Source organism: Bacillus sp. EB106-02-03-XG38, assembly GCF_058792175.1.
The window spans coordinates 327,627-352,708 of sequence record NZ_JBYTED010000005.1 but is presented as its reverse complement, the minus strand read 5'-3'; the positions used below and the strand labels follow the sequence as shown (position 1 = coordinate 352,708).

At 32.7% G+C, this 25,082-nt stretch carries 12 protein-coding genes; 9 read left to right on the top strand and 3 right to left on the bottom strand.

The window, feature by feature from the left end; translation table 11 throughout:
* Positions 1-7 precede the first annotated feature (7 nt).
* The 3 genes from AC3WTI_RS22360 (at position 8) to AC3WTI_RS22350 (ending at position 2,228) form a co-directional block, all read left to right on the top strand.
* A complete protein-coding gene (locus tag AC3WTI_RS22360; RefSeq protein WP_492304455.1) occupies positions 8-247 on the top strand; it encodes a helix-turn-helix domain-containing protein in 240 nt (79 codons plus the stop codon).
* A gap of 81 nt (positions 248-328) precedes the next feature.
* Complete coding sequence (locus AC3WTI_RS22355; protein WP_492304454.1) at positions 329-1,708, top strand: AAA family ATPase; 1,380 nt, start codon at positions 329-331, stop codon at positions 1,706-1,708.
* Positions 1,698-2,228: a hypothetical protein gene (locus tag AC3WTI_RS22350; protein ID WP_492304453.1), complete on the top strand. Its 531-nt coding sequence runs from the start codon at positions 1,698-1,700 to the stop codon at positions 2,226-2,228. The genes AC3WTI_RS22355 and AC3WTI_RS22350 overlap by 11 nt, the downstream gene beginning before the upstream one ends.
* A 344-nt stretch (positions 2,229-2,572) precedes the next feature.
* Here the strand turns inward: AC3WTI_RS22350 and AC3WTI_RS22345 are convergent, their stop codons facing one another.
* Entirely contained in the window at positions 2,573-4,459 is a 1,887-nt protein-coding gene (locus AC3WTI_RS22345; RefSeq protein ID WP_492304452.1) for an ATP-binding protein, read from the bottom strand.
* Between the two features lie 1,084 nt (positions 4,460-5,543).
* On the opposite strand from AC3WTI_RS22345, the gene AC3WTI_RS22340 reads away from it, so the two are divergent.
* From AC3WTI_RS22340 to AC3WTI_RS22330, 3 genes are all read left to right on the top strand, one after another.
* Entirely contained in the window at positions 5,544-8,309 is a 2,766-nt protein-coding gene (locus AC3WTI_RS22340) for an S-layer homology domain-containing protein (protein WP_492304451.1), read from the top strand.
* Positions 8,310-8,323: 14 nt separating this feature from the next.
* Complete coding sequence (locus AC3WTI_RS22335) at positions 8,324-8,869, top strand: hypothetical protein (RefSeq protein WP_492304450.1); 546 nt, start codon at positions 8,324-8,326, stop codon at positions 8,867-8,869.
* A 452-nt stretch (positions 8,870-9,321) separates the two neighbouring features.
* The gene (locus tag AC3WTI_RS22330; RefSeq protein ID WP_492304449.1) at positions 9,322-14,118 is read left to right on the top strand and encodes a hypothetical protein; all 4,797 of its coding nucleotides are present in this window, start codon (positions 9,322-9,324) and stop codon (positions 14,116-14,118) included.
* Between the two features lie 483 nt (positions 14,119-14,601).
* Here the strand turns inward: AC3WTI_RS22330 and AC3WTI_RS22325 are convergent, their stop codons facing one another.
* Positions 14,602-15,210: a histidine phosphatase family protein gene (locus tag AC3WTI_RS22325; RefSeq protein WP_492304448.1), complete on the bottom strand. Its 609-nt coding sequence runs from the start codon at positions 15,208-15,210 to the stop codon at positions 14,602-14,604.
* Positions 15,211-15,382: 172 nt separating this feature from the next.
* On the opposite strand from AC3WTI_RS22325, the gene AC3WTI_RS22320 reads away from it, so the two are divergent.
* On the top strand, positions 15,383-16,648 hold the full coding sequence (locus tag AC3WTI_RS22320; protein WP_492304447.1) for a gluzincin family metallopeptidase: 1,266 nt from the start codon (positions 15,383-15,385) through the stop codon (positions 16,646-16,648).
* 578 nt (positions 16,649-17,226) lie between these two features.
* On the opposite strand, the gene AC3WTI_RS22315 is transcribed toward AC3WTI_RS22320, so the two are convergent.
* Positions 17,227-18,924, bottom strand: coding sequence for a DUF2075 domain-containing protein (locus tag AC3WTI_RS22315; protein WP_492304446.1), 1,698 nt, complete (start codon positions 18,922-18,924; stop codon positions 17,227-17,229).
* Positions 18,925-19,372: 448 nt separating this feature from the next.
* Here AC3WTI_RS22315 and AC3WTI_RS22310 point away from each other — a divergent pair, with 448 nt between their 5' ends.
* Positions 19,373-22,459 (top strand): UvrD-helicase domain-containing protein, encoded by a 3,087-nt coding sequence (locus AC3WTI_RS22310; protein ID WP_492304445.1) that lies wholly within the window; start codon positions 19,373-19,375, stop codon positions 22,457-22,459.
* A complete protein-coding gene (locus AC3WTI_RS22305; RefSeq protein ID WP_492304444.1) occupies positions 22,449-25,082 on the top strand; it encodes a hypothetical protein in 2,634 nt (877 codons plus the stop codon). Before AC3WTI_RS22310 ends, AC3WTI_RS22305 begins: the two co-directional genes overlap by 11 nt.

Genomic DNA, 25,082 nt, shown 5'->3' with positions numbered 1-25,082 from the left:
GATTAGGATGTTATTTATGTTAGATGAAATAATGACAACGCGTGAAGCGAGTGATAGGTGGGGAATAACTTCTGATGCTTTAAGAATGAAATTAAAGCATAGTTCTAAAATTTCATTGTTAAAAGATGAGGGGAAAATAAAGTATTACAAATCAAAAGGTAACGAGCGTGGAGAATGGATATTAACAGTAGAAGCTATGGAAGTTTTGTTTCCAAGAAATTATTCAAAGAAAGAAAAAGAAGTTTAATTTGAATGCAACGAGAGGTTTTTTTGTTAATAGATATAATTAAGTATATATAAAATTTAAAAATAGAATGGAGATTCTATAATGAAGATTTCTATTGAAAATATAGGTCATGTTAAGCATGCAGAGATAGAGGTGAATTCTATTACTGTTATTGCAGGGAATAATAATACAGGCAAAAGTACAGTAGGGAAGGCTTTATATGCTTCAGCTACAGGACTGAATTTACTGAAATCTGGAAGGGTTTTTGAGGATAAGTTAAATAGCATTAGAACTAAATTGAATGCATTGCAAAATTTAGTAGAACTAAGCCCTTTACCACAGAAAAAAATTAGAGAATTAATTAAATATAGTTCTATTAGTGAATTGTTAATGAGTTCAGATATTGACCTTGCTGACTTTACGATAGAAAAATTGGATAAAATTTATACTGATGAAATGTCACAGAATTTAGATGGATTTTTCAAGATGCTTGAATTGGATTCGCATGGAGATCGGGATGCGATTGCTTCTCGAATGGGGATTTTGCAGGTTGTTAGAGAAGATATTATCAGATTGTTACAGACATCTTTAACAGATCCAAAATTTCAAATGAATATTATGCAGAAAGTTTTTGAAGAAGAGTTTTTTGAACAAATTTCACATTTGAATGATATTAGCTTAACATCAGAAATTCGAATACAAGAATTAAATGAAAATGAAATTAAATTAGTTTTTAAAGAACATCAAATCGTCCCAGAAGAGACAAGTTTACAAGTTAGTAGATCTTTTTCTAAAGCGTTTTATATTGATAATCCGTTTATACTGGATGAGCTGCAATTAAAGAGAATATCACAGTCCCACAGAAATATGTATAATCATTCTGAAACACTAAAAAATATATTATCACCTAGTTTAGATTTGGAGGATCGAAATCTATTTGAATTGAATAATATAGAAAGTAAAATTGAAGGAATATTTAAGTATGTAATGAAAGAAGGGAAACTTGTTAAGCATAAAGGACGTACTTATTTTGAAAAAACTGGTATGGATGTCCCGTTACATATTGAAAATATGTCTACAGGCTTAAAGTCATTTTCTATATTGTATATGCTATTAACATCAAATGATTTGAGTAGTTGTGAATATATTATTTTAGATGAACCTGAGATTCATTTACATCCTGATTGGCAGTTGAAATATGCAGAACTTGTAGTCCTCATGTCTAAAGAATTGAATATAAAAGTTATTATTACTTCTCATAGTCCATATTTTATTGAGGCAATTGAACTGTATTCTAAGAAACATGCATTTTTGCCTGGAGTAAGGTTTTATAGAACGAAACTAGAAAATAGAAAAAGTCAACGTTATTTAATAGAAGATGCTACTAATAATATTAAAAAGTTATATGATGATCTAGCTGTTGCTTTTTATTCGTTGGAAGAATTGAGAAATCAAATTGAGGAAGATGAAAATGTCGATTGAAACGCTTAAACGAGAAATACAAGAGCGATTTACCGAAAGGGACATTTCGCATTGTTCATATGATGATGATAATAATGTAGTTTTGGTAAAAAGTGAAATTATTAGTTTTGATTTTGATGAAATATGTCAGGATATAGTAGCGGAAATGGAAAGGGTTTCAAAGAAGCCGAAATCTTTTGATGCTCTTTATATTAATGCTTCTGATAAAGTTGGATTTGTAGAGTTTAAGAATTCTGATTGGAGTGGAATTAGTAAAGAAAGGTTAAAAAATAAAATTTATGACACATTGGCTTTGATTATATCAGAGTATGGACTTAGTAAAAGTGACTTGAACAATGTGAAAATATATTTAGTGCATAGACCTGATAAATCAGCTAGTCCTACTCATACGTGGATGAATGGGAAGTGTCCCCCTGAGTATAAGTTTATTGAAGAAACCTCTGGAGTAGAGATAATGAGGTACGATGCAAGTACTTTTGAAGCTTATGTTAATAGGCATAATAAATTGCCTAATTTATAAATTGTAGGATATATAATTACATTCGTAAAAAATAAGGCTGTTTTTTCACATTAGGAAAAACAGCCTTATTTTTTACTGTACATATTGGTAGAAGAGGTTCCAAAAAAATTAGGAAGAAGGTCTACATTCCCGAATTTATAATGACAAAAAAAGAAATTGAAAAAACTATAATTGCAGATCAGTATACAAGAGGATAGCTTTTTAATAAAAATCGTCCTCATTTTCTTTGTGTTGCCTTAAAATAAAGGTATATTATTTTGTATCACCAGTAAAAGAGGTCATGTTAATACTCCTGAATTTCTAAACAAACTTTATTGGAAACCTACAAGAGATTCTTTTTTTAGTTATAACATTTCTTGCAAAGCTAAATTACTAATTACTTGTAGCCAACCTTTAATTTCTCCTTCCATATCATGCTGTTCTATATGCTCTAATGTCAATAAAGGCATTATTTCTTGATTTATTCTTTTTTTGGCAAAGCTTTTACTTCCGCCCCATGTTTTAGTAGGTTCTTCATTTTGTTCAGCGCAATTTTGGAGATAAAATGTATGAGCAACTATTTTAGAAACATCATCATCATCATTATAGGTGAAAGTTTCATTAAACCCAAAATGATTTCTTACAAGCTCAACAGGGAGATAATTCTCTATTTCTCTCTTTTTTGTTAATATTCCTACGTTTCCTGCATCATTAATCCGTTGTATCAGTTGAGACATATTTTCATGCTTACTAGTTCCCACCTCATCTCTATCATATAAATGGAACTCTGGAATATTACCAAGTCTAGAAAGATAGTCTTTATCAATCCATTCTTGAAGCGAGCTACCACCGCAAGGAATAATTAATACATTGGTACAGGTCTTTAAATTTAAAATATTTTGATCCTGCTGATTATATAATTCACTCATTTCATGTAAAAAATCTACGTCAAATTTTCCTTCCACATAGATAATTAAACTTATATTAGATAATTTTTCGGTCTCATATGTATTTACCCCTAAATCGTTAGCAATTGTTTTAAGAAAGTTATTATTACCCAGAATATCAAATTCTGAAACCTGTTTAATTTGTTGTGAATTTTCTACATATCTAACAGAATCTATCGATACAATACTCGCTAGTTGTGGTGCGTGTGTGGTAAACAAGACTTGTGTTCCTTCAGCTTCTGACAGCTCCGATAAAGCTTGTACAATAGATTTTTGGGAACTTGGATGTTGTGAAGTTTCGGGTTCTTCTATTGCATATATAACATTTTGATTTTCAGCATTATTCATCCTTTTTCTTTCTGCTTCAGCTCTAAAAAAATTAAGAAGAATTAGCCTTCTCACACCACTCCCACGTTTATTAATTGGGATTTGATTATCTCCAGTGAGAGATAATTTAAATAAACTCCCCCATTTTCTATCTGATTTAAAATGTACACCTAATTCATTAGATAAGCCGGGGTCTATTTCGTGAATTTTCTCCAATGTTCTTTTTGCTACATCCTCAACTTGTTGTTGGATTGTGTTTTCTATAATTTCTATTTGATTCTCTACAGTTTTTAAAGCTTGTTGTATTGCGACTTTCATTGGATCTTGAACTTCTGCATCTTCATCGCTACTAGGTCTATCTGATCTAAACAAAGAATATATGGGTAATTCTTTTTCGAGTTGTGCCCAAATTTTCTTACCATCTTCCACATTTAATTCTATATAAACAGTGGCTAATTCTAAATTATTCTGGTAGCTATTCCATATTGCTCTACGCAATTGCACATTTGAGTTTTGATTTACGTCTTCTATGTTTAAATTACTAATTTTATTTCTTAAATCACTTCTCTTTAAATGTAATAAGTTGTTACATTCCGAATTGGTAGGGTGATATGCAATTGCATAAATAGTAGGTCGTAATGTAGCACCACTAAACTTTTTGTGAATTTCTAAATCCCCGTCTTTGTTTAGAAGATATTCTCTTTCAAGAGTTGTTTTAGAATTTGTATCAATTATAATATTTTCGGGTAAGTCATCAAATACACAGCCAATAATAATATCATCAGTTGGATTATGTATACAGCGGTCAGTTTTATCTATTTTTACAGCTGTATTGTTAAAAAATATTTCTAATGCTTCTAGTATTGTTGATTTTCCAGCATCATTTTTTCCTATAAAAGCTGTTAAATCACTGATATTTATTGTTGTTGGTTCAGAGTAAGATCGAAAATTTTTAATGATTACCTTTTTTAATCTCAATATAATTCCCCCATTATTCTAGTCTAAGTGTATACATATATATAATCTCATATATCAGTTGAAAATAATTAAAAATAGATTAAAAGTATAAGATTTATGATATTTTTTTATGATTAATTAATTGTTTTTTTACATAATCTTTTAATCAATATCTATATAAGAATAAATTAATGAAAATATATACATAGATTAATGTGGAAAAATGGTGCATTCTTACAGAAAAACATATATTTATATTCACAATTAATTAACTATAATACAATTATTTTTATATTATATCTAACCATAATTCTTAAATATGTGTATATGGGTTTTTCTTATCTTTTTTAACTGATTAGATGAAGAAATTAGGTATAGGAAAATTAAACAAACGTTTGTTTTAACCATTTTAGTTATGCATCTATGTGTGAGATATGGATGATGAGTTGCTTGGCTAGTCGAACTGACACGTATATAACCGATTTTTCACAACATACCACCTCATTTTTGATACAAGTCTTATGAGACAACCTGAATCCTTATTTTATCAGTCTACTATACTTGTACAAATAGAGTGCACTCTATTGAGAAGGTAAATATGTAATTATACATATTTATATTTTTTTATTTTAATAACAATAAAACCTAATATATAATTAAAAGGTTTTTACGAATTGATAAGGAGATGCGAGTATGAAGAAAATCATAGGACTTATATTATCATTATTTTAATTATTTTCTACCTATGCACCAATGTTTACAGAGGAAGTCGAAGTTTTAAATTAAATAGGCCGCGTCAAAGAGAAAGGAGATTGGTATTATTATGGATTTCTTCAACATAATGCGAATTTTACACTAAGGGATTTTCAAATTAAAAAACTTGGTTTTACTGTAGATTAAGAAGGTTCCATAAACGGGCTACTACATTTAAAAAATGAAACATCTTATGAATTAATTATTGTTTAGACAGAATGACTTAGGTTGTCCTTATGCGAAATATCAGTATGAATAGAAATTTGATAATTATATAAAACGCTGTAAATGAAGGATAAAATAAGTGCTGATTTTGTAATTATATTTTTAAAAATTGAATAGGAGATCTATTATGAATACAATTAAGAAATTATTTTTAAGTTCTGTGATAGGTATTTTATTAATCAGTACAGTAGGAACAGCGTATGCAGAACAAAATGGTCAAGCGAATTCATCATCTTTTATTGACGTTCCTAAAACCCACTGGGCATATAAAGAAATGATGTATATGGCTGAAAATAAGATTATAACAGGATACGGAAATGGATATTTCGGTGCTACGGATCCTATTATTCGCGAACATCTTGCTGCTTTCTTGTATCGATATTTAAAGCCGCAAGATAGTACAAATAATCCATTTGTTGATATTGGTGACAGCAATTTTAAAAAGGAAATTTTGGCACTTACTGCACGGGGTATATTTACCGTAAATGTAGAGAAACAATTCAATCCGAAAAATAATATGACGCGTGCTGAAATGGCTACAGTACTTGTCAGAACATTCAATTTAAAGCCGCAAGGGAATTTTGAATTTACGGATATGAAAGGTCACTGGGCCAACGAATATGTCAAAATATTAGCCGGTAACAAAATAACAAATGGCACAGGGGACGGCAATTTTAATCCAAATGGAATTGTCACAAGAGAGCAATTTTCTATGTTCTTATATAGGACAATTATGGCAACAACAGGTAAAAAAAATAATGACGCAGTTGGCTGGGTTGTAGATGGAGAAAAGAAATACTATTATGACAAACCAGGCGTGAAACATACTGGATTGTTGCGTTCAGGGGATGATACATATCTCTTCGATAAAAATGGTAATCTAGCTTCAGGATGGAATACTGTAGACGGGAAAGACTACTATTTTGATAAGGTAAGTGGAGCTGCACAAAAAGGATGGTTCTCTCAAACTACCCATTGGTATTATGCAGACGATAACGGTGTTATTCAAAAAGGCGGTGTAACCTACAAGGGAAAACAATTCCAATTTGATAGAACAGGTAAAATGGTAAAAGGGTGGATAACAATCCACTCCCTCGACCAAAATATCTACAAATCCAGAACAGTTGTAAGGGGATTTGACCCAATAAAAGTTAGAAACGATGAAATTCTTGAAGTAGTAGGGGAAGACGGTCCGCTATGGTTTAAGGTGAACTACAATGGTCAAACATACGTTGTGCAAAAATTATTTGCATTCGTGTTTGATCAATCCTTGTCTAATAAAGTAGATGCAATTCGTCATGATATTGACGATTTAAAAACGAGTGCTGAGTTAGTAAAGAAATATTCCGAACGCTATAAAAAAGCAAAAGAAACTAAAAATGATGATGCAGTTATAGTTGAATCAAGTGAAATTGCACAAAGTATTTCAGAATTACTAACAACACTAAAACAATCTGATTTAAAAAATACAGTGGATAAGATTTACGAAAAAGAAGCTGATCCAGCTGTAAGAGAAAAATACAATTCTACTATTGCAACTTTAGAGATGATGAATGAGGATTTTGGGAAAATCCATAAATTAATGCTACTAAAAGATAGCATAATAGTTTTAGATAAAGCGAATCAGGATTCAGGTAATATTATTCAACAAATTCAGAATGGTAAAAACCTAGCACAACAAGATAAAATTAAGCTTCAAAACTATGCTAACGATATGAAGGCGTATAAAAAACAATTGGTCGAATGGTATGCTGATACTTTGATTGCGGTAACGGATCTAACGATAGCGCTTATTGACCAAACAAGTCTTTACTGGCTAACAATCAATGACACATTTGTTGAGCCAGCAGAAAAATGGATTGGTACATTACCAAAAGATGAAATCAGTAAATTTGCAGATGGTGTTCGGGACTACGGACAGCAAGTTACAGCTATGCATGAAGGGTTTAAAAGCAGATTACCTGAATATAAACAAATGGCTTCTGATTTACGTGTTGTAAATCAAAGTTTCCTTAAATTTGGTGATTCTGTACAGAGGGCTGGGGCATCACTTCATAAACAAGCCGTAATGGCTGATGGACTAATTAATAGTGTTTCAACGCATGTTGCAGAAGCTCAACAAGCATTTCCAACAATACATACAGACATTATGTCTGGTTTAGATGCTGCTAATAACATGATGGATTCTGCTAATAAAATTGCGAGTTATAAAATTGATGTGCCTGCGGCATCCAAAAACATAGGGAATATGGATGGACTAAGAAACACTTTACGTGATTTTGGTGTGCCACCTGAAAAAATGAAGGAGTATTTGGAAGAAGAAAAACGTTCTGCTCAACAAACTTCATTCATGCTTGATATTACTCCTGGATTTGGAGAACTAAAACAAGGTATCCAGCTCTTTACGGGCGAGGATATGTTTACTCATGAAAAATATGGTCCAAGTGAATTTGTAACAGGAACGCTTGCTGCAGTTACTGGCGGTACAACAAAAATAATTGGCCGTACATTTGGTACATTAGGCGATCTTGAGAAAAATGCACAGAAACTTGGTAATGTAACAAAAAATGTATCTAAAGGTTCTTTCGATGTAGCAGCGTTTGATAAAAAAATTGCAAAAATGAATATAAATGAAAAAGCTGCTGAAATAAAAATAGCCTCAAAAGGTATTGCAAAGCAAAACGGTTGGGAAAAGAACAGTAAATTAAGTAAACTTAATAAAAGAGATGTATATGTTGATTCAAAAACAAAAAATCTTTATGCTGTAGATACACAACATGGAAGATTTGAAGTACTTAATAAGAAGGGAAAACACCAGGGGGAAGTAGATTTCAATTTAAACTCAACAAAACCTGCGGACAAATCCGGGGGACATGATTTAATAATGGGTTAAGAAAGGATTCATTTATGAATGAATTAGTAAAAAAAACAATACAACATTTTTATGTGAATGGTGACGAAAATGAATATTTATCTAGGTGTGAAAACAGAGTTGAATTACCAAAAGAATTAACGGTATTTATTAATAATGCATGTATTCAAACAATACCTTTCTACAATGATGATATTTGGCCATCGGAAAAATTTATATTTAAATTTGTACCTTATAGAAAAGATAATTTACAAATAAACTATAATAGCACGGTATTAATTTCAAAATTGGCACCCGTATTTTACTTACAGCATGAATTTTCAGTTGACTGTCCTGATGATACGTCACTCATGTCTACTTTAGATGGAGATAGCACACAGGCCTATACGATTCAACAATTGGAATTCGAACAACAAGTCATTCAATCTTTAACATCGAACAATTATACACAACTATCCTCTGCGGAAGTAAATGAAGTTGTAATGGATCTTAAATTCCCAGAGGGTGTAACTTTCTTTGGCCCTCAGGTGACTGTAGAATATGCTATGTTTCATGATGTACTTGATCTATGTCCAGAATAATATACATTATTTCATAATATAGTAGACATATTAATTTCATACTATTGCCCTTACAAGGAGGAGTATATTTGGAGTTTAAAGCCAAATATACATTTTGTGTAAAAAGACAATAAAGCTATTAAATTTTAACATCTAAACCAAGCATAACCCCGTTCTAATTTTAGGACGGGGTTAAAATATATTTATTTCTGTAGTGCTTAAAAAAAGAATGTATTTTTTTAATAGCCTACATGCCTTAGTCACAGGGTTCTTGTTGTAGACCGCAAAGTAGTAAGTGAATAGGTTACCCAAAACTGTACCTTTTGATACGGTTATTTATATATTTTTTCTTATTTGTTTTTATTAACTAATGCTATCCTTTTCTGCTAAAATTTAATTAGACGTTTGATTAACTATCGAGCCATCCTTACCGTTTTGGTAAATGAGGCCAACATGAATTAAGAGGTGGGATTATGTCAGGACAGACATCAAGATATGGCTTTCGATTTCAGGATTTGTATTTATTGCGCCAGGTTTTTATGGACATTGCCGATAAAAAAAGAGATGAAATTACCGGAACGGCACATATGACGAAGAAATTCGGTGTTGAAGCTCGCACACCAGATACAGGGACAACTGATTGGGACATTCTTGTCATTGATGACGAAAAGCATAGGGTTTTAGAGGTGAAAAGCGGAGCTGTTGATCAAAAAGATCGTGTAAGTTTTTGGCTACGGATTCGTGAAGAAATTTTTCAAGCTAAACAAAAAGAAGACAATATCCACCCGGGGTTAGTCATAAATTCAGATAATTTACCTGTTGCTCTTCAAGCTTGGTCACATCTTAGCGAGCGAAACAGTTTTGATGATTATAACCAATGGACAGTCCCTCTTGAACCTCCAAAACGCGTTGCAACAGAGAAACAATTGATTGATGAGGCTCTTCATTGGATTTGTTCAGCGAAAGTTTCCGGGAAAAGAGAATTGGTAAGTAAAGTTTCCAAAGAAAAGGCTTTATCTGTGCTACTTCGTTTCAAGCTTTATCAAGTTTCCGGTAAAGATTTGGAACAGAAAATTGAATCGATGATTGAAAGGCTGACATTTATTACAGAGCCTTCTGTTTTGCGGCATCAGCTTGAAGGCTGGGTATCAAACTGTGCTACTAGCGAGGTTGACACTATTCATTTGTTTACTGTTACTCAAATGATTCGTGAAATAAAATTATTAGAGAAATTTTTAGAACAAGATTCTGAAGTCCTCCGTCTTGCCCAGTCACTAAAGAACTACTATAACCTTGGTTGTTTAAGCAGTTGGGAAGGTAAATTCACGAAAAAAGAAGGTCTGCAACGTAAATCATTAGAAGAAGTGCAGTACAGTATTTCTAAGATTGATTGGAACACACAACAACAGTCGATTGCTCTTTTAGCAGATGCTGGTTATGGAAAATCACAAACTTTATATGAACTTTATAAACAAATAAAACATACAGCCTCCACAAAGTTTGAGATTATCTCGCTAATGAGTGAAGATCTTGTTGGTTATCTATCAGAAGAGAAAAAATCTGCTCTTTTGAGCGCACTTCTTTTATTAGTAGATCTGGCTGTATTAAGCGAAAAAAGGCTGATGCTACTTGTCGATGGATTAGATCAAATTCCGAAACAAGAGCGAGCTATGCTATCTTCCCTTTTACATACAGCTAGCCAGCGACAGGGTTTTTTGGGTGTAGTCACATGTCGTAAGGTAGATTGGAATGAACAAGGAAAGCTTAAAGAAATTTTACAGACATGGCAGACGCAATCCTTAGCCGGGTGGTCAGAAACTGTTGTAAACTTGATATTAAATCAACACGGGATTAGTCGAGATGTTAGTAAGGGAATTAAAACACTTATTGGTATTCCACTTTATCTTGATATTTTTATTCGTGTGTTTGCAAGCACTACTATAACAGAGGGATATGTGCAAACAAGGCACGGGTTATTAAATGCTTATTGGGAATATGTTGTCCTTAATGAACAACGGGTACAGAGATGGAAAGCTCTTAAAGAAGCTTGCGAGCAAATTTCGAAAAAAAATTATTGGATTCCCTCTGGGCAAATTGATGATGGAATTCTGGAGTCATTAGTATCATCGGGGGTAATTACACGAGTAAATACCCGGGCGCGTTATGATTTCCGCCATCCTCTGTTAAGAGACTTTGCTATGGCCCAATGGATTCTAGAAGAAAGTGAAGAAAACCCAAAAATTATTGATTCAAACATAGATGCGATTCAATCTTCAGTGATTATTCGGTTTGGAGCTCAAAGGGCCTTATTAGAAGCAATTTCTGACGTAAATGAATTCTCCTATACTACCGGCTGCACAATTGAAGATTACGTTTTCCATGCAAATGATCTTGAAAAAGAACAAATTGCCCGGATTCTTGGAGGACTTTACCCTAACCAAGCAATGAATATCGCGGCATGGGATAAAAAACCTAAACCCATTTTCGTTGATTCACTAATTCGTTCAGCTCAATATCATTTGAACATTGACTGGGCAGCTGTATTTTCATCTTGGCCTCCATCAAAAATTTGGGTGGAACAACAAAAGTGGATAGGTGAAACTACACTACAACGGCTTGCCGATTATCTTGTCGTGATAGCAAATAATCAAAAAAGTTATATAAGAGAAGGTACGAAACATAACGAATTAATAGGAAATATCATTTTGGAATGGACAAAGGCAGTGAAATTTCAACCAGAATTGAGAAAAAATGATTCCTGGCTGATGATGAACATCATTCCTTCTATAAGTAGATGGGCAAATCTTGAACAATCAATTGCCTGGCTACTTGAAGAAATACCTAATAGCACCTGGCGGACAAGGCATACAGCTCTTGAATCTTTGGTTTTACTTGCGGATCGAGTTCAAACTGAAAAAAAAGACTATTCCACAGTTTTGGGAGAAATGTATTGTAGTTTAATAGGCTTAACTCGCAATGGACATTTTCCTAGTTTGGATAAAACAATTGCGTCTGATAATATGCTACAGCATTATGTCATTGATTGGTCCTTATTAGGAACCCATAGTATCAAGGCTCCTCCCTTGATTGACCAAATGCCAGGTACCTTTTTTCCCATAATCCTGGATTTTCTTTTAGCTATGCAATTGAACGAGGAATATATTGCTTCTTATCGTCAAGGCTTAGATGTGGAGACCGAATCAGGCAAAAAGCTCATGGACGATCAAGCCGGTTATTATTATTGGAACGGCTTCTATGAGAATGCTATGGAAGTTAAGCTGTTGAAAGGGGTTCATCACCGTTTAAAAATTTGGTTGGCAAAAAATCCTGAATTGTTAACAAACCAGATTATAACGTTCGTGTTAAATTCTCCGCTGGCTAGTATTCGAATCTTATTAATACAGATTTTTTTGGAGGAGAAAAATGGTGATAAACTTCTCTCAGTTATAAAAGAAATCATTCTTGATGAAAGAATTTATCATGTAAGGGGAAACCATTATTGGTTAGCTCGTACGTTACAAGCTGTGTGGGACTTTGTCAAAGAAGAAGAACGAGTACAGATTTATAGCATTTTGCTCAAGGTGTCTCAATCTACTGACGTAAATGGAGTGTATGTTACAGGGATCCTTTTGTCCTATATACCTTCCAGTGATTGTGAAGAGTTACAATCTATCTTGAAGACCTTTCACGAACAGGGCTATTCTATCAAACTTAGTGACCCAAGATTACAGATTGGTAAGGCTAGTTGGAAGGATGTAACTTCAAATGACAATAAACGCTACATCTTAAGGAGAGTTGGAGAGTGGGAAAATCCTATCGATAAAGAGTTAATGGTTAATTTTTATCAGCGGATGAATGAACTCGAACATCCAAATGATTCTCCTTCAGTGACCAATGTAAATAATGCCATCGTTGTGCTGGAACAAGCGTTACCAGGCATGTCTGGATCACTGAATCAGTTAGAAAATAATCCATGGCCAATTAGGCAGCTGCAGCAGTTGTTAAAAAGTTATAAAGAAATTCGTAAATCCGAAGCTCATTGTACAGAATTACTGCCTATTCGAAGTGAAACCATCACCACTATTGCAAAAATTGCCATGGAATTATTGCAGAACAGCACTTTACCAGAGGCGCCCGCAGACTTTGCAAAGGGACAAAGCATGATGATCCCAGGAGATACTTGGACACAAAGTTTGCTTTTACTTGATGAGGTGATGACGGAAGACACTATCCGCAATAGGGATGATTTATTCAATATTGCCTATGCTGAAATGCAAAAAGTCTTTAGCCAAGCTCTCCCATATCAACAATGCCTTTGTATATTAGGATTTCGCGAGTGGCATTGGTTTCGAACAGACAAGCAGAGAGTAGAGTTATTAGAAAAACTCATTCTAGGAGATAATACAACGGGGAATGCCCTCAGCTGGGGCATTAGCCTTTTAAAGTATTTTTCAGACTCCCAATTAGACCATGTGATAAGAATGCTACTAAGCAAAAAGTCGATTCCTTTTACTGATGAATTTCTAAATCAATTAGGCCAATTTGTCGGCTATCGGGCAATGTGGACCAATCATAAAAATGAACGATTATTAGCTAGGACACTGATTGATGATATTACATTCAAACTTTCGAAATTTCCATTACTCGATGATGAAAAGAATCAAGTCGATTTCTTAACCGGAATCGTATTCGGTTTGAAAGAAGGGGCCTGTATTTCTGTTAGCAATCATCAACTTGCATATGAATATGGAAATTGGCTGCTTCATATTTGGGAAATGGTCAAGGAAAAGGAACATAATCAGGATAAAGATTTAATGCTTTTTTCTATGCATTGGATAGTAAACCCTGAAAAAGGAATGAGTATGGGCGATCTATCAATTTGGTGGCAGTCAATTTATCCAATGATAAAAAGAGTGATGATTGAAGGCTCACGCCGAGAAGTTAATACTGTAATCTTTGCTATAAGTAGAAACAAGCTTGAAATGATTCAATCAAAAGATCCTGTTGAACTGATTGATTTGTTTACTCAAAGAATCCTTTCCACCCCGGACGAATTGGATGTCACAGACCCTCAAAAACATGAATGGAATTCATGGAGAAAAATTGCTGATTATGCAGCCCAAGTTATTCAACACATTGCAACTAGGTCGGAATTGAAGAGAGCTGAAAAAGAACAATGCTACGTTCTTCTTAATAATTTGGCCAGCCAGCCAATTCGCTCAGCGGAAGCGGAAAGAATAATCATTCGTTTGCAGATTGACATAGGGTAAACCGACAAGCTGTGTTGGTACTTTGATTACGTTACAGCGGGCTGTTACTCTTATATTCGCAATTGGTATGGTACCAATATTGAGCTTCATAGTATTCACTATAAAAATCGTTGGCTTTTTTGCGGAAGATATTTTTAAAAGTAACAAAAGAAAAAAATCCATTTCCTTATAAGTAGAAGATTCATAGTCTAAGAAATAAAAATGGAAGGAATTGCGATGAACAAAGAAAAAAGCATCCGTTATGGATGCTTTTTTCTAAAAATTTATAGCTACAAGTTCTTCTTAACGATTTTGCTAACTATTTTTTCATAGTAGCCCCCATAGCTTCCGTACGTCTAATAATATAGTTAGATTCAAATAGGTATCTATATAACTCTTCAAAATGAATGTAAGTTTCACACCAGAATCTCATATAATTCTTAATTTGAATAATTAAGTTTACTATATCTTCATTTAATCATTAGTATATATATTTCCTTAAATTTAAAAATTTGGCCATTGTCTAATCTCTTCATAATCTACCTTAGTAACAACTTCATATGTTCTTCCAGCACTACCTGGTTTAATAACGACCATACCCATATATGGGATTCCTCCAAAAGCACTATGAGCAATAAAAACTTTATTTTTACCTTGTAAAGGTAGTGTTTGAAAAAGCTTAATCAAATTATCTTTTATTGTTTGTTCTTCAGTTGTTGATACATCGCGTTCTAAATAGTCGATTCTACCTAAATCATTATTTATCTGTATATTTTGTGCATCAAAAGCGATTTCACCAGTTTCTCGAGTACGACAGTATGGACTTGTCAGAACAGGGAACTCAATAGGTAGTTTTTGTGTTTTGACTATTTCACCAACTATTTCTGCCTGTCTTCTTCCATTTGCATTTAAGTTCCTTTGAGTTTCACATTTTGTTAAATCCACATTGGATTCATGGGTATCTTCTGTTTCACCATGTCTTAAATAAAGGATATAACCTCCTTCCATAATTTGTTCAAATAGAGTTTCATTTGAATTTGTACTCATATATGTAATCACCTCTCTAAAATTTGCAAATATATATTTAACTTGGTTATTTAGTCTATTTTTCATACTGGTAAAACCTTGAAATATTAATAGTCATTTTGTTTTGTTTATTAGATTATCACAATATAAGTATTTTAAAAATGACTTTTAAAATACCTATGTATAAGGAATAAAATATATCTTTTGCGAAACAATAGAAATTGAATTTAATATTTTATTGAAAAGGAGTGTAATAATCTTGTCACAATTTTTAGATGCCCATGCGAGAGAGAATGGCACAAAATTTTTAGTCTATGCTCAAAATAAAAAGTTAAAAGGATTTGAACAACCCGAGGCTATCTTTATTAATCTCCCACCTGGTACAATTCAGCCAGGTCCAGAGGATGAGAAGATGTATGTAGTTGATGCTAAAGATAAATCAGAATATAAATTTGTAGGAGAAGGGCCACCATATCACGGACCTCGATTTCCAGCTGTTAAACCAGATCAAGAAGGTCATTTTGATTATGTTAAGCCTGATGAACGTGCCTTTTCTTCTACAGTTATGTATGCAACTGTAAGACGCGTTTTAGATATATGGGAAGATTATTTTGGTCATGAAATTGAATGGTTCTTTCATGCAGAATTCCCTAAGCTAGAACTGATTCCAAGAGTAGAATGGGATAATGCTCAATCAGGTAACGGATTTCTTGAATTTGGATTTGGCCGTAATGCAGATCGAACTATTGACCACAGTAATCCGTATTGTGAAAATTTCGATGTTCTGGCTCATGAAATGGGTCATACGATAAAAAACTCTATAATTGGTTGGCCACATAGAAATCAAGATACTAAAGAATATCATGGGCATCATGAAGCTTTTGGTGATTTAATTGCAATTGTTTCTGTTTTGCACTTCGATTCAGTAATTAATCATATACTTAAAAATACGAAAGGTAACCTGTTCAGTGTTAATGAACTTTCGCGTATGGGTGAGTTGAGTGAGTCACGTGAAATTCGCCAGGCGTTTAATGATATGAAAATGTCAGATGTTCAAGGTGAAGAAGAGGAGCACCTTTTATCTGAGCCATTTACTGGGGGAGCATTTGATATACTAGTACAGGTTTTTCAAATTCATTTAATTGAGAAAGGCCTTATTACCAAGGAACTAGGAGAAAAAGCTTATAAAACTCATGATCGTCATACATCAGAGGATGAAAGAAATAATATACACAAAGAATTCGAAGAACGTTATCAAGGTAATGAAGATGCTTTTAAAAAAGCATTACTTGATGCTCGTGACTATTTTGGAAAATTGATGGCCAAGGCTTGGAGCAATACTTCTCCAAATCACTTGACTTATGGAAAAGTTTTAAATCACATAGTTGAAGCTGATCAAGAATTAAATCAAGGTGAATATAAGCAAGCTATTTTAGATTGTTTCGATTGGAGAGAGATTCTTCCAGAAGCTGAAGGCCACCGAATGCTCCTTAAAACACATATAGTAGATGAATTAGAGAGATAGTCCTTTACTATCTAGTTACTGAAGTTCACTCTAAAATAAACAAACCAGTTGTTACATCTAAAAGTGCTCCTAATATCTAGGGGCACTTTTTTGGAAACTTTACTTTTTAGTTGCTTACGAACTACCTTATCATAAACACTTCGCCTTACTACCAAGCTAACGTCAATTCTCTCAATTTCTTCAATCTCTTTATTTTTAAAATAAATTCTGTTGCAAAGTTTAAAAAAAGTATAAACAGGTTATTAAATAAGAAGAAATATGCTAGTAATTGTAGAAGGAATAGATGGTCTCACAACCTTTTATTGTATGTGGAGCATGACAAGAATTTAGAAATATTAATCGAAGTTTAGAAGTGTAAAGATAATGCTTTTCAAATTATATAAATTGAGTAGTATAAAGAATGTAGATTAAAAACCTACATTCTTTTTGACTTAGTATATAAATTTTCACTAATAAATAACTTGTAAGATAACAAGTACATCAGAAGCATGGATGGTTTTAATTGTTAGAACTTGTCAATAATATGTTTTGACTAAAGAACAAATATTAATGAGTAAACTTGTATTGAGCTGTTTGTATTAAAGAGTAGCTTTTTTTATTTCCATTAATTTAGATCTTAAATTTTCATCGTGTGCATATAAATAAAGACCTTTTATCCCTCGTTTTAGCAAGATATTAAGCGCATTTAAAATGATTTCTTCTTTTATTTTTGCAGCATTAGAGTGATTTCCTAATCCTTTAAATGCTTCGGTATCTTTATAACTATCACTTAATATTACTAGCTTATTATTTTTTTCATCATAAGAGATAGATGGTCCCAATATTACACCCACATAGTTTAAGTCAAATCCTTGTACTGTATAAATTGAACCTACCTCATCAACTGAACTTCCATGTGGAGAAGTGTTCTCTCGTTGCGCCCATGTTGTAGAAGAATCGGTAAGGTTCCATGGTAGGTCTAAGTCACCAGTTGTAACATGATACTTTCCGCCATCTTTTTTATGTTCAAAATCAAATGTGGAAACAACTCTAGAAAGTCCCCATTTAGTATTTTGTTGTTGTATTTTTTTATGCATATCAGAAGCATGTTCAAAGATATCAAAATCATAAGTCTTAGGGACTTTTGGCATAGGCGTAATTTTCTTTTGAACTAAATTATCTAACCATGAAACTAATTCATCGCCAGCATGCATTCGCATTTGAGTAGAAAGTTTATATCTTTTAGGCTTATATTTTGATAGGACAGCGTTTAAAGTTTTAGCATCCCAATATGCCTTATTGCGGGTTACTTGCTTAGAATCAAAGATAATAATAGTCACCTTAGCTCTTTTAATAATATCTTCTAGATGGTTATGACCAAGATATGAATTATAAGAATCGGAGCTTGAAAGTAGTAGATGGGCTTCATCTACAAATACAATATCAGCTGGTGTAGTCTCTATATCTAATGGCATTTGATTAATAAAAGAAGTAGGTTTTAATATCTTATTCTTCTGCATAATTTTCACATTAGAAGCTATGCTATGGAACGTTTTTAACGCTTCATTATGGTTAATCAAAATATAACTGGAAGTATCATATAAATGTGAGTTTTTGTCTTTAGACATCTCTAACGTTTTATAATAAAGAGAACTTAAAACGACACTTTTACCAACCCCAGCACTGCCTTCAATGAAAATTACTTTATGTTCTGTTTTGTTTTGCGTATTCATTTTATAGAATTGCTCTTCTAATTCATATACAACATCTTGGTATAATTCAAACTGTTCAGATGTAAGTTGTTTAAACGGAGATAGTTTGAAAATATCATTATTCTCAATTAAAAATAGATCCTTATTAACAATCTGTTCAGTATCTTTCAAGGTTTTCCAGATTTCTTCAAAAACTTCATCATTATAAAAGCTTTTTTCATAGTAGTTATGCACAACTGAAGATACAGTTTGACTCACATTTCTTAATGTGTAACGTTCATCACCTAAGAAATAATTAATTAACTTTGTTTCCAAATTATATGTAGCAGATTGATTAAATTTTTCATGTTTAATCATTGTTACGTGCTTAAAATCATGTCTGTTTTTAGCATTAGAAGTATTATTCCTATTTAGTCTATGGTTGTGTAATCTATTAAAAGCATTTACTGTTTCACCAATATAAGCTTCCTTCTCCTTATGTAGGATATAAATAATAGGGTAGTCATTAAAAGCATTATAATCCGTTTTAATTTTATCAATTTCTTCTTTTGTGAAAGGGATAGTTTTAATAGTTAATCCTTCCATGCATATACCTCCTATTTTTAGATACCAATGTCTTAGATTCAAAGTGGAAAACATTACTGCTAAATCTTGCTTAAATAAAATGGCTTTGAAATACTTAGAAAAAGGTTTAAAGGCTTTAAAAATTGCAGAATTTCACTTTAATTGTATAATTTAAAAAATAAATATACAACTTATGTATTATTTATTGGTACAATATAAAATGGCATCTATATGAAGTAATTGATATCTTTGGATATTATGTTGATATAAGAAATATAACTGTTTAATAGAAAATATATGGATTAAACCTTAATTGAGCTGAAGAAAAATTCTAATTCAGATTCTAATTATGGGAGTTAATTACCATGTGAAATTCCAAAGTATGTATTAATTTGTAAAAAATTATCTATTTTAGATTGAAGGTTTAGTATAATAATACTAATGTTTTTTATTTGGGGGTTTGTACAAATTGTTTATTGAAGGAATGGTTGAATATCGGCCAGGCATTGATGCGGAGCGTTACGTTTGGAAAAAAGTAAAATCAGCATTCATTGAACGTGAAAGTTTTGGCTTTTTACATTTTCCGATGTTCAAGGAAAATCATGCTAGTAAAAGAGAAATAGATATCTTATTAGTTGATCGTGACATTGGTGTAACTGTAATTGAAGTAAAAGGAATAAATATAAAACAAATTCAGGGAATACAAGGTCATATATGGCACTTTACCAAAGATTATTATGCATCTAAAGGTGAGCCTTTTAACCAAGCGGAGCAACAATTAAATATGTTGTGTGATGATATTGAAAAAAAGGACAGTCTAAATCGAGCGTTTTCTAAGCGTGCGGTAGTAGCCTTACCATATATTACGAGTGAACAGTGGATAGAGCGTGGTTTTAACCAATTGTTAAATACTCCTTTTATATTGTTTAAAGATGACTTTGAACAAGGGACTTGGATTCAAAAACTTGAGCGTATGAATATATATAAAGCAAGATTGAATTTACAGGATTCTCATTGGGATGCATTAAAAAAACATTTTTATATTAGAAATTTGGCAAGGGAAAAAACAGATGAAATAAAAAGCGAAAAACAAAAACGATTTTCTAATTTATATGTTTTTACTAGTGAGGAGCAATTTCACAAAGAGAAAGAGGAAATTGAAAAGTTATTAAAGGAAGGCTTAAAAATCTATATCTTTAGTACGTTTTCTATTTCTAAGAATTGGCTTACATTGCAAAAGGAATTTTGTGATGAATTTCAACTTCAAGTTTTTCAAACTAAAGAGACACTCCTTTCAGTGGATACAAGAATTATCCAAGACGGAGAGGTAGAGGCATCCTTCTTAAAGAATATGTTGTCTCCGGCGTTCCCAGAGTTTAATTTGGGTCAGTATATAGCAGTTCATACGCCGCATACTGATAACTTAATGATTACGGCAGGTGCGGGGACAGGAAAAACATACGTTATGATTGATCGTATTTTTTATCTGTTAGAAAAGGTTGGTATTACACTGAAAGACATCATAATGGTTACTTTTACAAATGCGTCTACTAATGAAATGAAGGAGCGTTTGCAAAAGAAATTATTAAGCATGTTTAAATTGACAGGGAAAACAAAATACCTTTACTTTGCTGAAGAAGTAAAAAATATACAAATTAGCACAATTCATGCGTTTTCTAAATCTATTTTAACTCAATTAGCACATGAAATTGGTTTTGGTAGAAACTTAAAGGTAAGAAGTTTTATTAAAACGAAGAGTGACATCCTTGAAAAGCTTGCTAACGAGTTTTTCCAAAAACATTCTGCGAAAGTTCTAGTCGATTTAAATTTAAAATTTTATGAAGTTATAAATATGATGAAGAGTTTCTGGGATGAAATGGAGAAGAAGGGTTTAACTAGACGAGAAATTGAATCAATTGATTGGGGTACGGTAGTAACAGAAGAGCATCAAATTCTTAAGAATCTTTTTCAATATGTATTCAAGCAATGTGAAGGTGTATTAGAAGCACAAAAAAAGAAAGAAAATGCGATTGATACAGGGGATATGGTTCGAAAACTAAAGTTATTTACACAGGGGGATACACTCAAACAGCTTCAAACTGATAAATATCTATTTGTCGATGAATTTCAAGATAGTGATAATACACAAATTGAACTAGTTGCTAGTCTACAAAATCAATTAACATATCACCTTTTTGTAGTTGGAGATATTAAGCAATCGATTTATCGTTTCCGTGGTGCAGATTACACGTCCTTTAAAAGATTAGCAGAAAGGGTAAATTCATCATTTACGCCTGTTGCTTTAAATCAAAACTATCGAACAACTAGCAGTTTATTAGAAAAGCTAGATAAGGTATTTTCTGTTTGGGGACAGAAGTGCTGGGGGCCAAAAGGTAAAGAGTGTTTACTTCCTTATACGGAGGATGACCGTTTGAGGGGGATGAAGATTACTGAACCAACAATAGGGGAATTCCTTTATCCTAATACAAATAAAGATAATGTAGAAGAAGAAACAGTTCGTCAAATTTTCGAATCTGTGGATATAGTTAAGCAGTTATCAGATGATGAAAATAAAAGAATAGCCCTTGTGGTACGCACGAATAAACAAGCTCTTGAAGTACGAGAGTGGTGTGAAAAAGCAGGAATAGGAACTGTACAAAATTTAGATGGTACGTTTTATCAATCAGATGCAGTCATACATTTTAAAATGATGTTAGATGCTCTGTTGTATCCAGGTGAGGCAAAGCATGTCGTTAATTTTCTACAATCACCTTATTTTAGATATGCAATTCCAACTAAACTACTTATTCCCTTAAAAGGTGATAGTGAGAAGATTATAAAGTTTTTACAATTGCATATGGGAAATGACTTTACGCAGTATCTCGATGAGTTAAAAAGATTACCTGTTATGGCTGTTATACAGAAGATTATCTCTGAAAAGGGATTACTACAACATATTTCATCCTATTATGAAGTGAAGTATGGAGATGATCCAGACATAGATGAGTCTATAAAACAACTAGAGATTGAGATAGCTGTAAAACAGTATGAGAAAAATTTATATCATTTAATGAACATCATTCAAAAGCAGTTTGATTCCATGAGTGGTACGCTTTGGAACATACATGAATGGTTAACCTTACAAATTCGCGTAAATCGTAATGAAAATGAACCAATGATTGAAACGAAATTAGGAGTTGTAGAAATTACGACCGTTCATCGCTCGAAAGGCCTAGAGTACCATACTGTTATTATGCCTAAACTGAATCACTCATTTAGTAATAAACAAGCCTCTTTTTACATACAAGATGAAAAAGAGATGGGTGACGATAAACGGACTGTTGGTTGGAAAGCTAAAGATATTAAAAATAATTATTTTGCTACACTACAAAATTATGAAAGCTTTGAGGTAGAAAGAGAAGAGACTCGATTGTTGTATGTAGCGATGACCCGTGCGAAAAAGAGGCTGATCTTAATGATGCCTGAAAAAATAAGTGAAAATACATGGGGTAATTTACTAGGACGAGCTTTTAATGAGGTGAATCATGAACGTTGATGTATATACATATGATGATCCGAAGCGTTGGAGAAATCATTCAAAATATAACAAGATAAAAAATGCTATTCATATATGTGCTACAAAAAATATGAAGGACGGTATTGTAGAGGCTTATCAAAACAAAGAAGAACGAGAGTTTTGTTATGTGTTTACAATTCGCGAAATTATTGATGAATTATTAACAAGATGGAACTTGCCCGAAGAGCAGTTAAAGCAATATTTAAAGCTTTCTCGGGTTATCAATGAGCTTAACACGGAGAATGCAGAATTAAAAAATGCATTTAAAAATAATCGTCCTGATCTTCTTGAAACGATTCGCTTTCTGACGTATACCGGGGTGAAACCCATTGATTTAACTACAATAAATCTAGAGAATAATGAGCTAACAGAAAAGGAAAGGCTCTTTCAACAAATCTGGTTTGAAGTAGAGGAAAAAGATACTACCTATAAAAATATTCGAAATAAGCTTCGCAAGGGATGGGAAATAGAAGAAATCAAAGAGAAAATCAACAAGCTTTTAGAGAAAACTCAAAGACCAGCCCTAGATGTTGGGATGAATCAGCTTGTCTTACATGGATTTTACTTCATTACGCCTGAGCAGCAGGTTTTTCTACAAGCTCTCAGGAAGGCAGGCTTTTCTATTACATTCTTTAATTTTTATGATCAGCGTTTTCCAGCAACCTTTGATTTTATAAAAGGCTTTATTTCTAAAGAATATCAGTGGACTGATAATTGGCAAATTGAAAGTAATCGAGAAAACAAGGAAGAGTCCCTCGGCACTGAATTTTTGAGTGCATTTGAAGGAGAGAATGCACCGGGGGGAACCCTTAAAAAAGAAGTTATTCGTTATAATTCCTTTTTTGATTTTTTAAATGATGTAATTGTTCCTAATTATCCAATTGGTGAGACAGAGAATTATGAGGATAAAAACAAGGATAAAGCACAAATTATTGCAACTAATGCTGATATGCTGAATGAGATCCTTGTTCAATATTATCCTAATAAATTTGCGGAAAGCAGAAACTTTTTACAATATCCGATTGGTCAATTCATTAGTAAAATCCATCAGATGATTGATGATAATACATTGATTTTAAATGAAGATATTTTAATTTCAGCGTTTTCATCAGGTTGGTTATATAATCCTATCACGAAGAAAAACGCTAGAGATTACACATACTTGCTAAAGCAACTGTTACCGTTCTTCGGTAATTGCCGTACAATTCATGGGGATTGGTTACCGAGGTTTTCTGATTTAATGAAGCATTACAAAGAAATATTACCAGCCTTTGAAGGGCCAGATGATGATAGGGTTGTAACGAGTGTGCGTAGTCCCTTTTCTAAATTTGCTCATTTTTCACTAAGCAAGAAGCAAGTTGAAGAAGTTCACTATTTTGTGGAGCAACTCGTTTTTATTGCCGAAGAATTGTTCGATATAGAAGCAAAGGAAGCCTCCATAAGTGAGCATTTTGATAAATTATTAGAGATATTAGATAAACATAATCCAATTCAGCATTCTAAATTACTTCAAGATGAAACGGATATTATTCATTCATTAAATGAAAAATTAAAGAAAATTCAGGATGATAATTTCTTTCTATATGATGATGTTGGGGAAGCTATCAATGTTTATTTGAGTGGGAAATTATCAAACACAGATGAATCCTTTATAAAACCGTTTATTGAGGTTGATGGGGAAGCTTTTAAACCAAATATTAATACCTTTTATCTAACAGGGCTAGATGAAAAAGGTCTACCTCTTGATGAATTCAGTACACCATGGCCATTACAGGAGGTTACGTTTGAAAAACTCTCCATTCGTCATGAAGTACTTGAATTACATACATTGAGAAACCAATCTATCAAGCAGATCTCAAGGTATTTACTATTTATTGCTTTGGAATTCTTATTAGATAAAAATACTGAACTGTCTTGGATGCAAAACTTTTTAGATAAGGAAGATCTGCAACCTGCTGTGTATGTCCATCAACTAGGATTAAAAGTAATAGATTATAAGGAGAAGGCAAATCACCTTGTAGTGAAAACACGTCCTAATTCAGTTGATTTTAAAGACATAGCGGTAGATATAAATGATGAGGATTTAACAGAACTAACATTTACAGATTTTCTAATAGAATATAACCAATGTAAAAGGAGATTTTACTTTAGTTATATCCTAGGTCATTCACCTGTTTTTAATGATGAATTTATTCATCAATTTATGTTTACGGAATTAATTCGATTGGTCAAGCGTAGTACCACTTTAACGGATGAAAAGGTTATTAAAACGGTAAGCGAATTATTCCCTCACTGGACGAACTATAAAAAAGAAGTAATGGCCGAAACGTTTATAAAAATTGCGAGGCAAGATGAAGAGCGAGAGCAAGTTAGTGGAAATATTAGTATCAGTAAAACAAGGAAGAATTTTCAGCTTCCAGGTCTTACAAATGCTAAAAGAAATGAATGGATAGAAGAAACTGTTAAGAATAAGCCTTCCTTGTTGATTGATATGAAGGAAGATGTAATGAATGAGAATATATTCCATGCTAAACCAGGAGAGAATTGTCGTTACTGCCCCCATTTAGATATTTGTAGTGAAGGACGACATCTCATTGGTTAG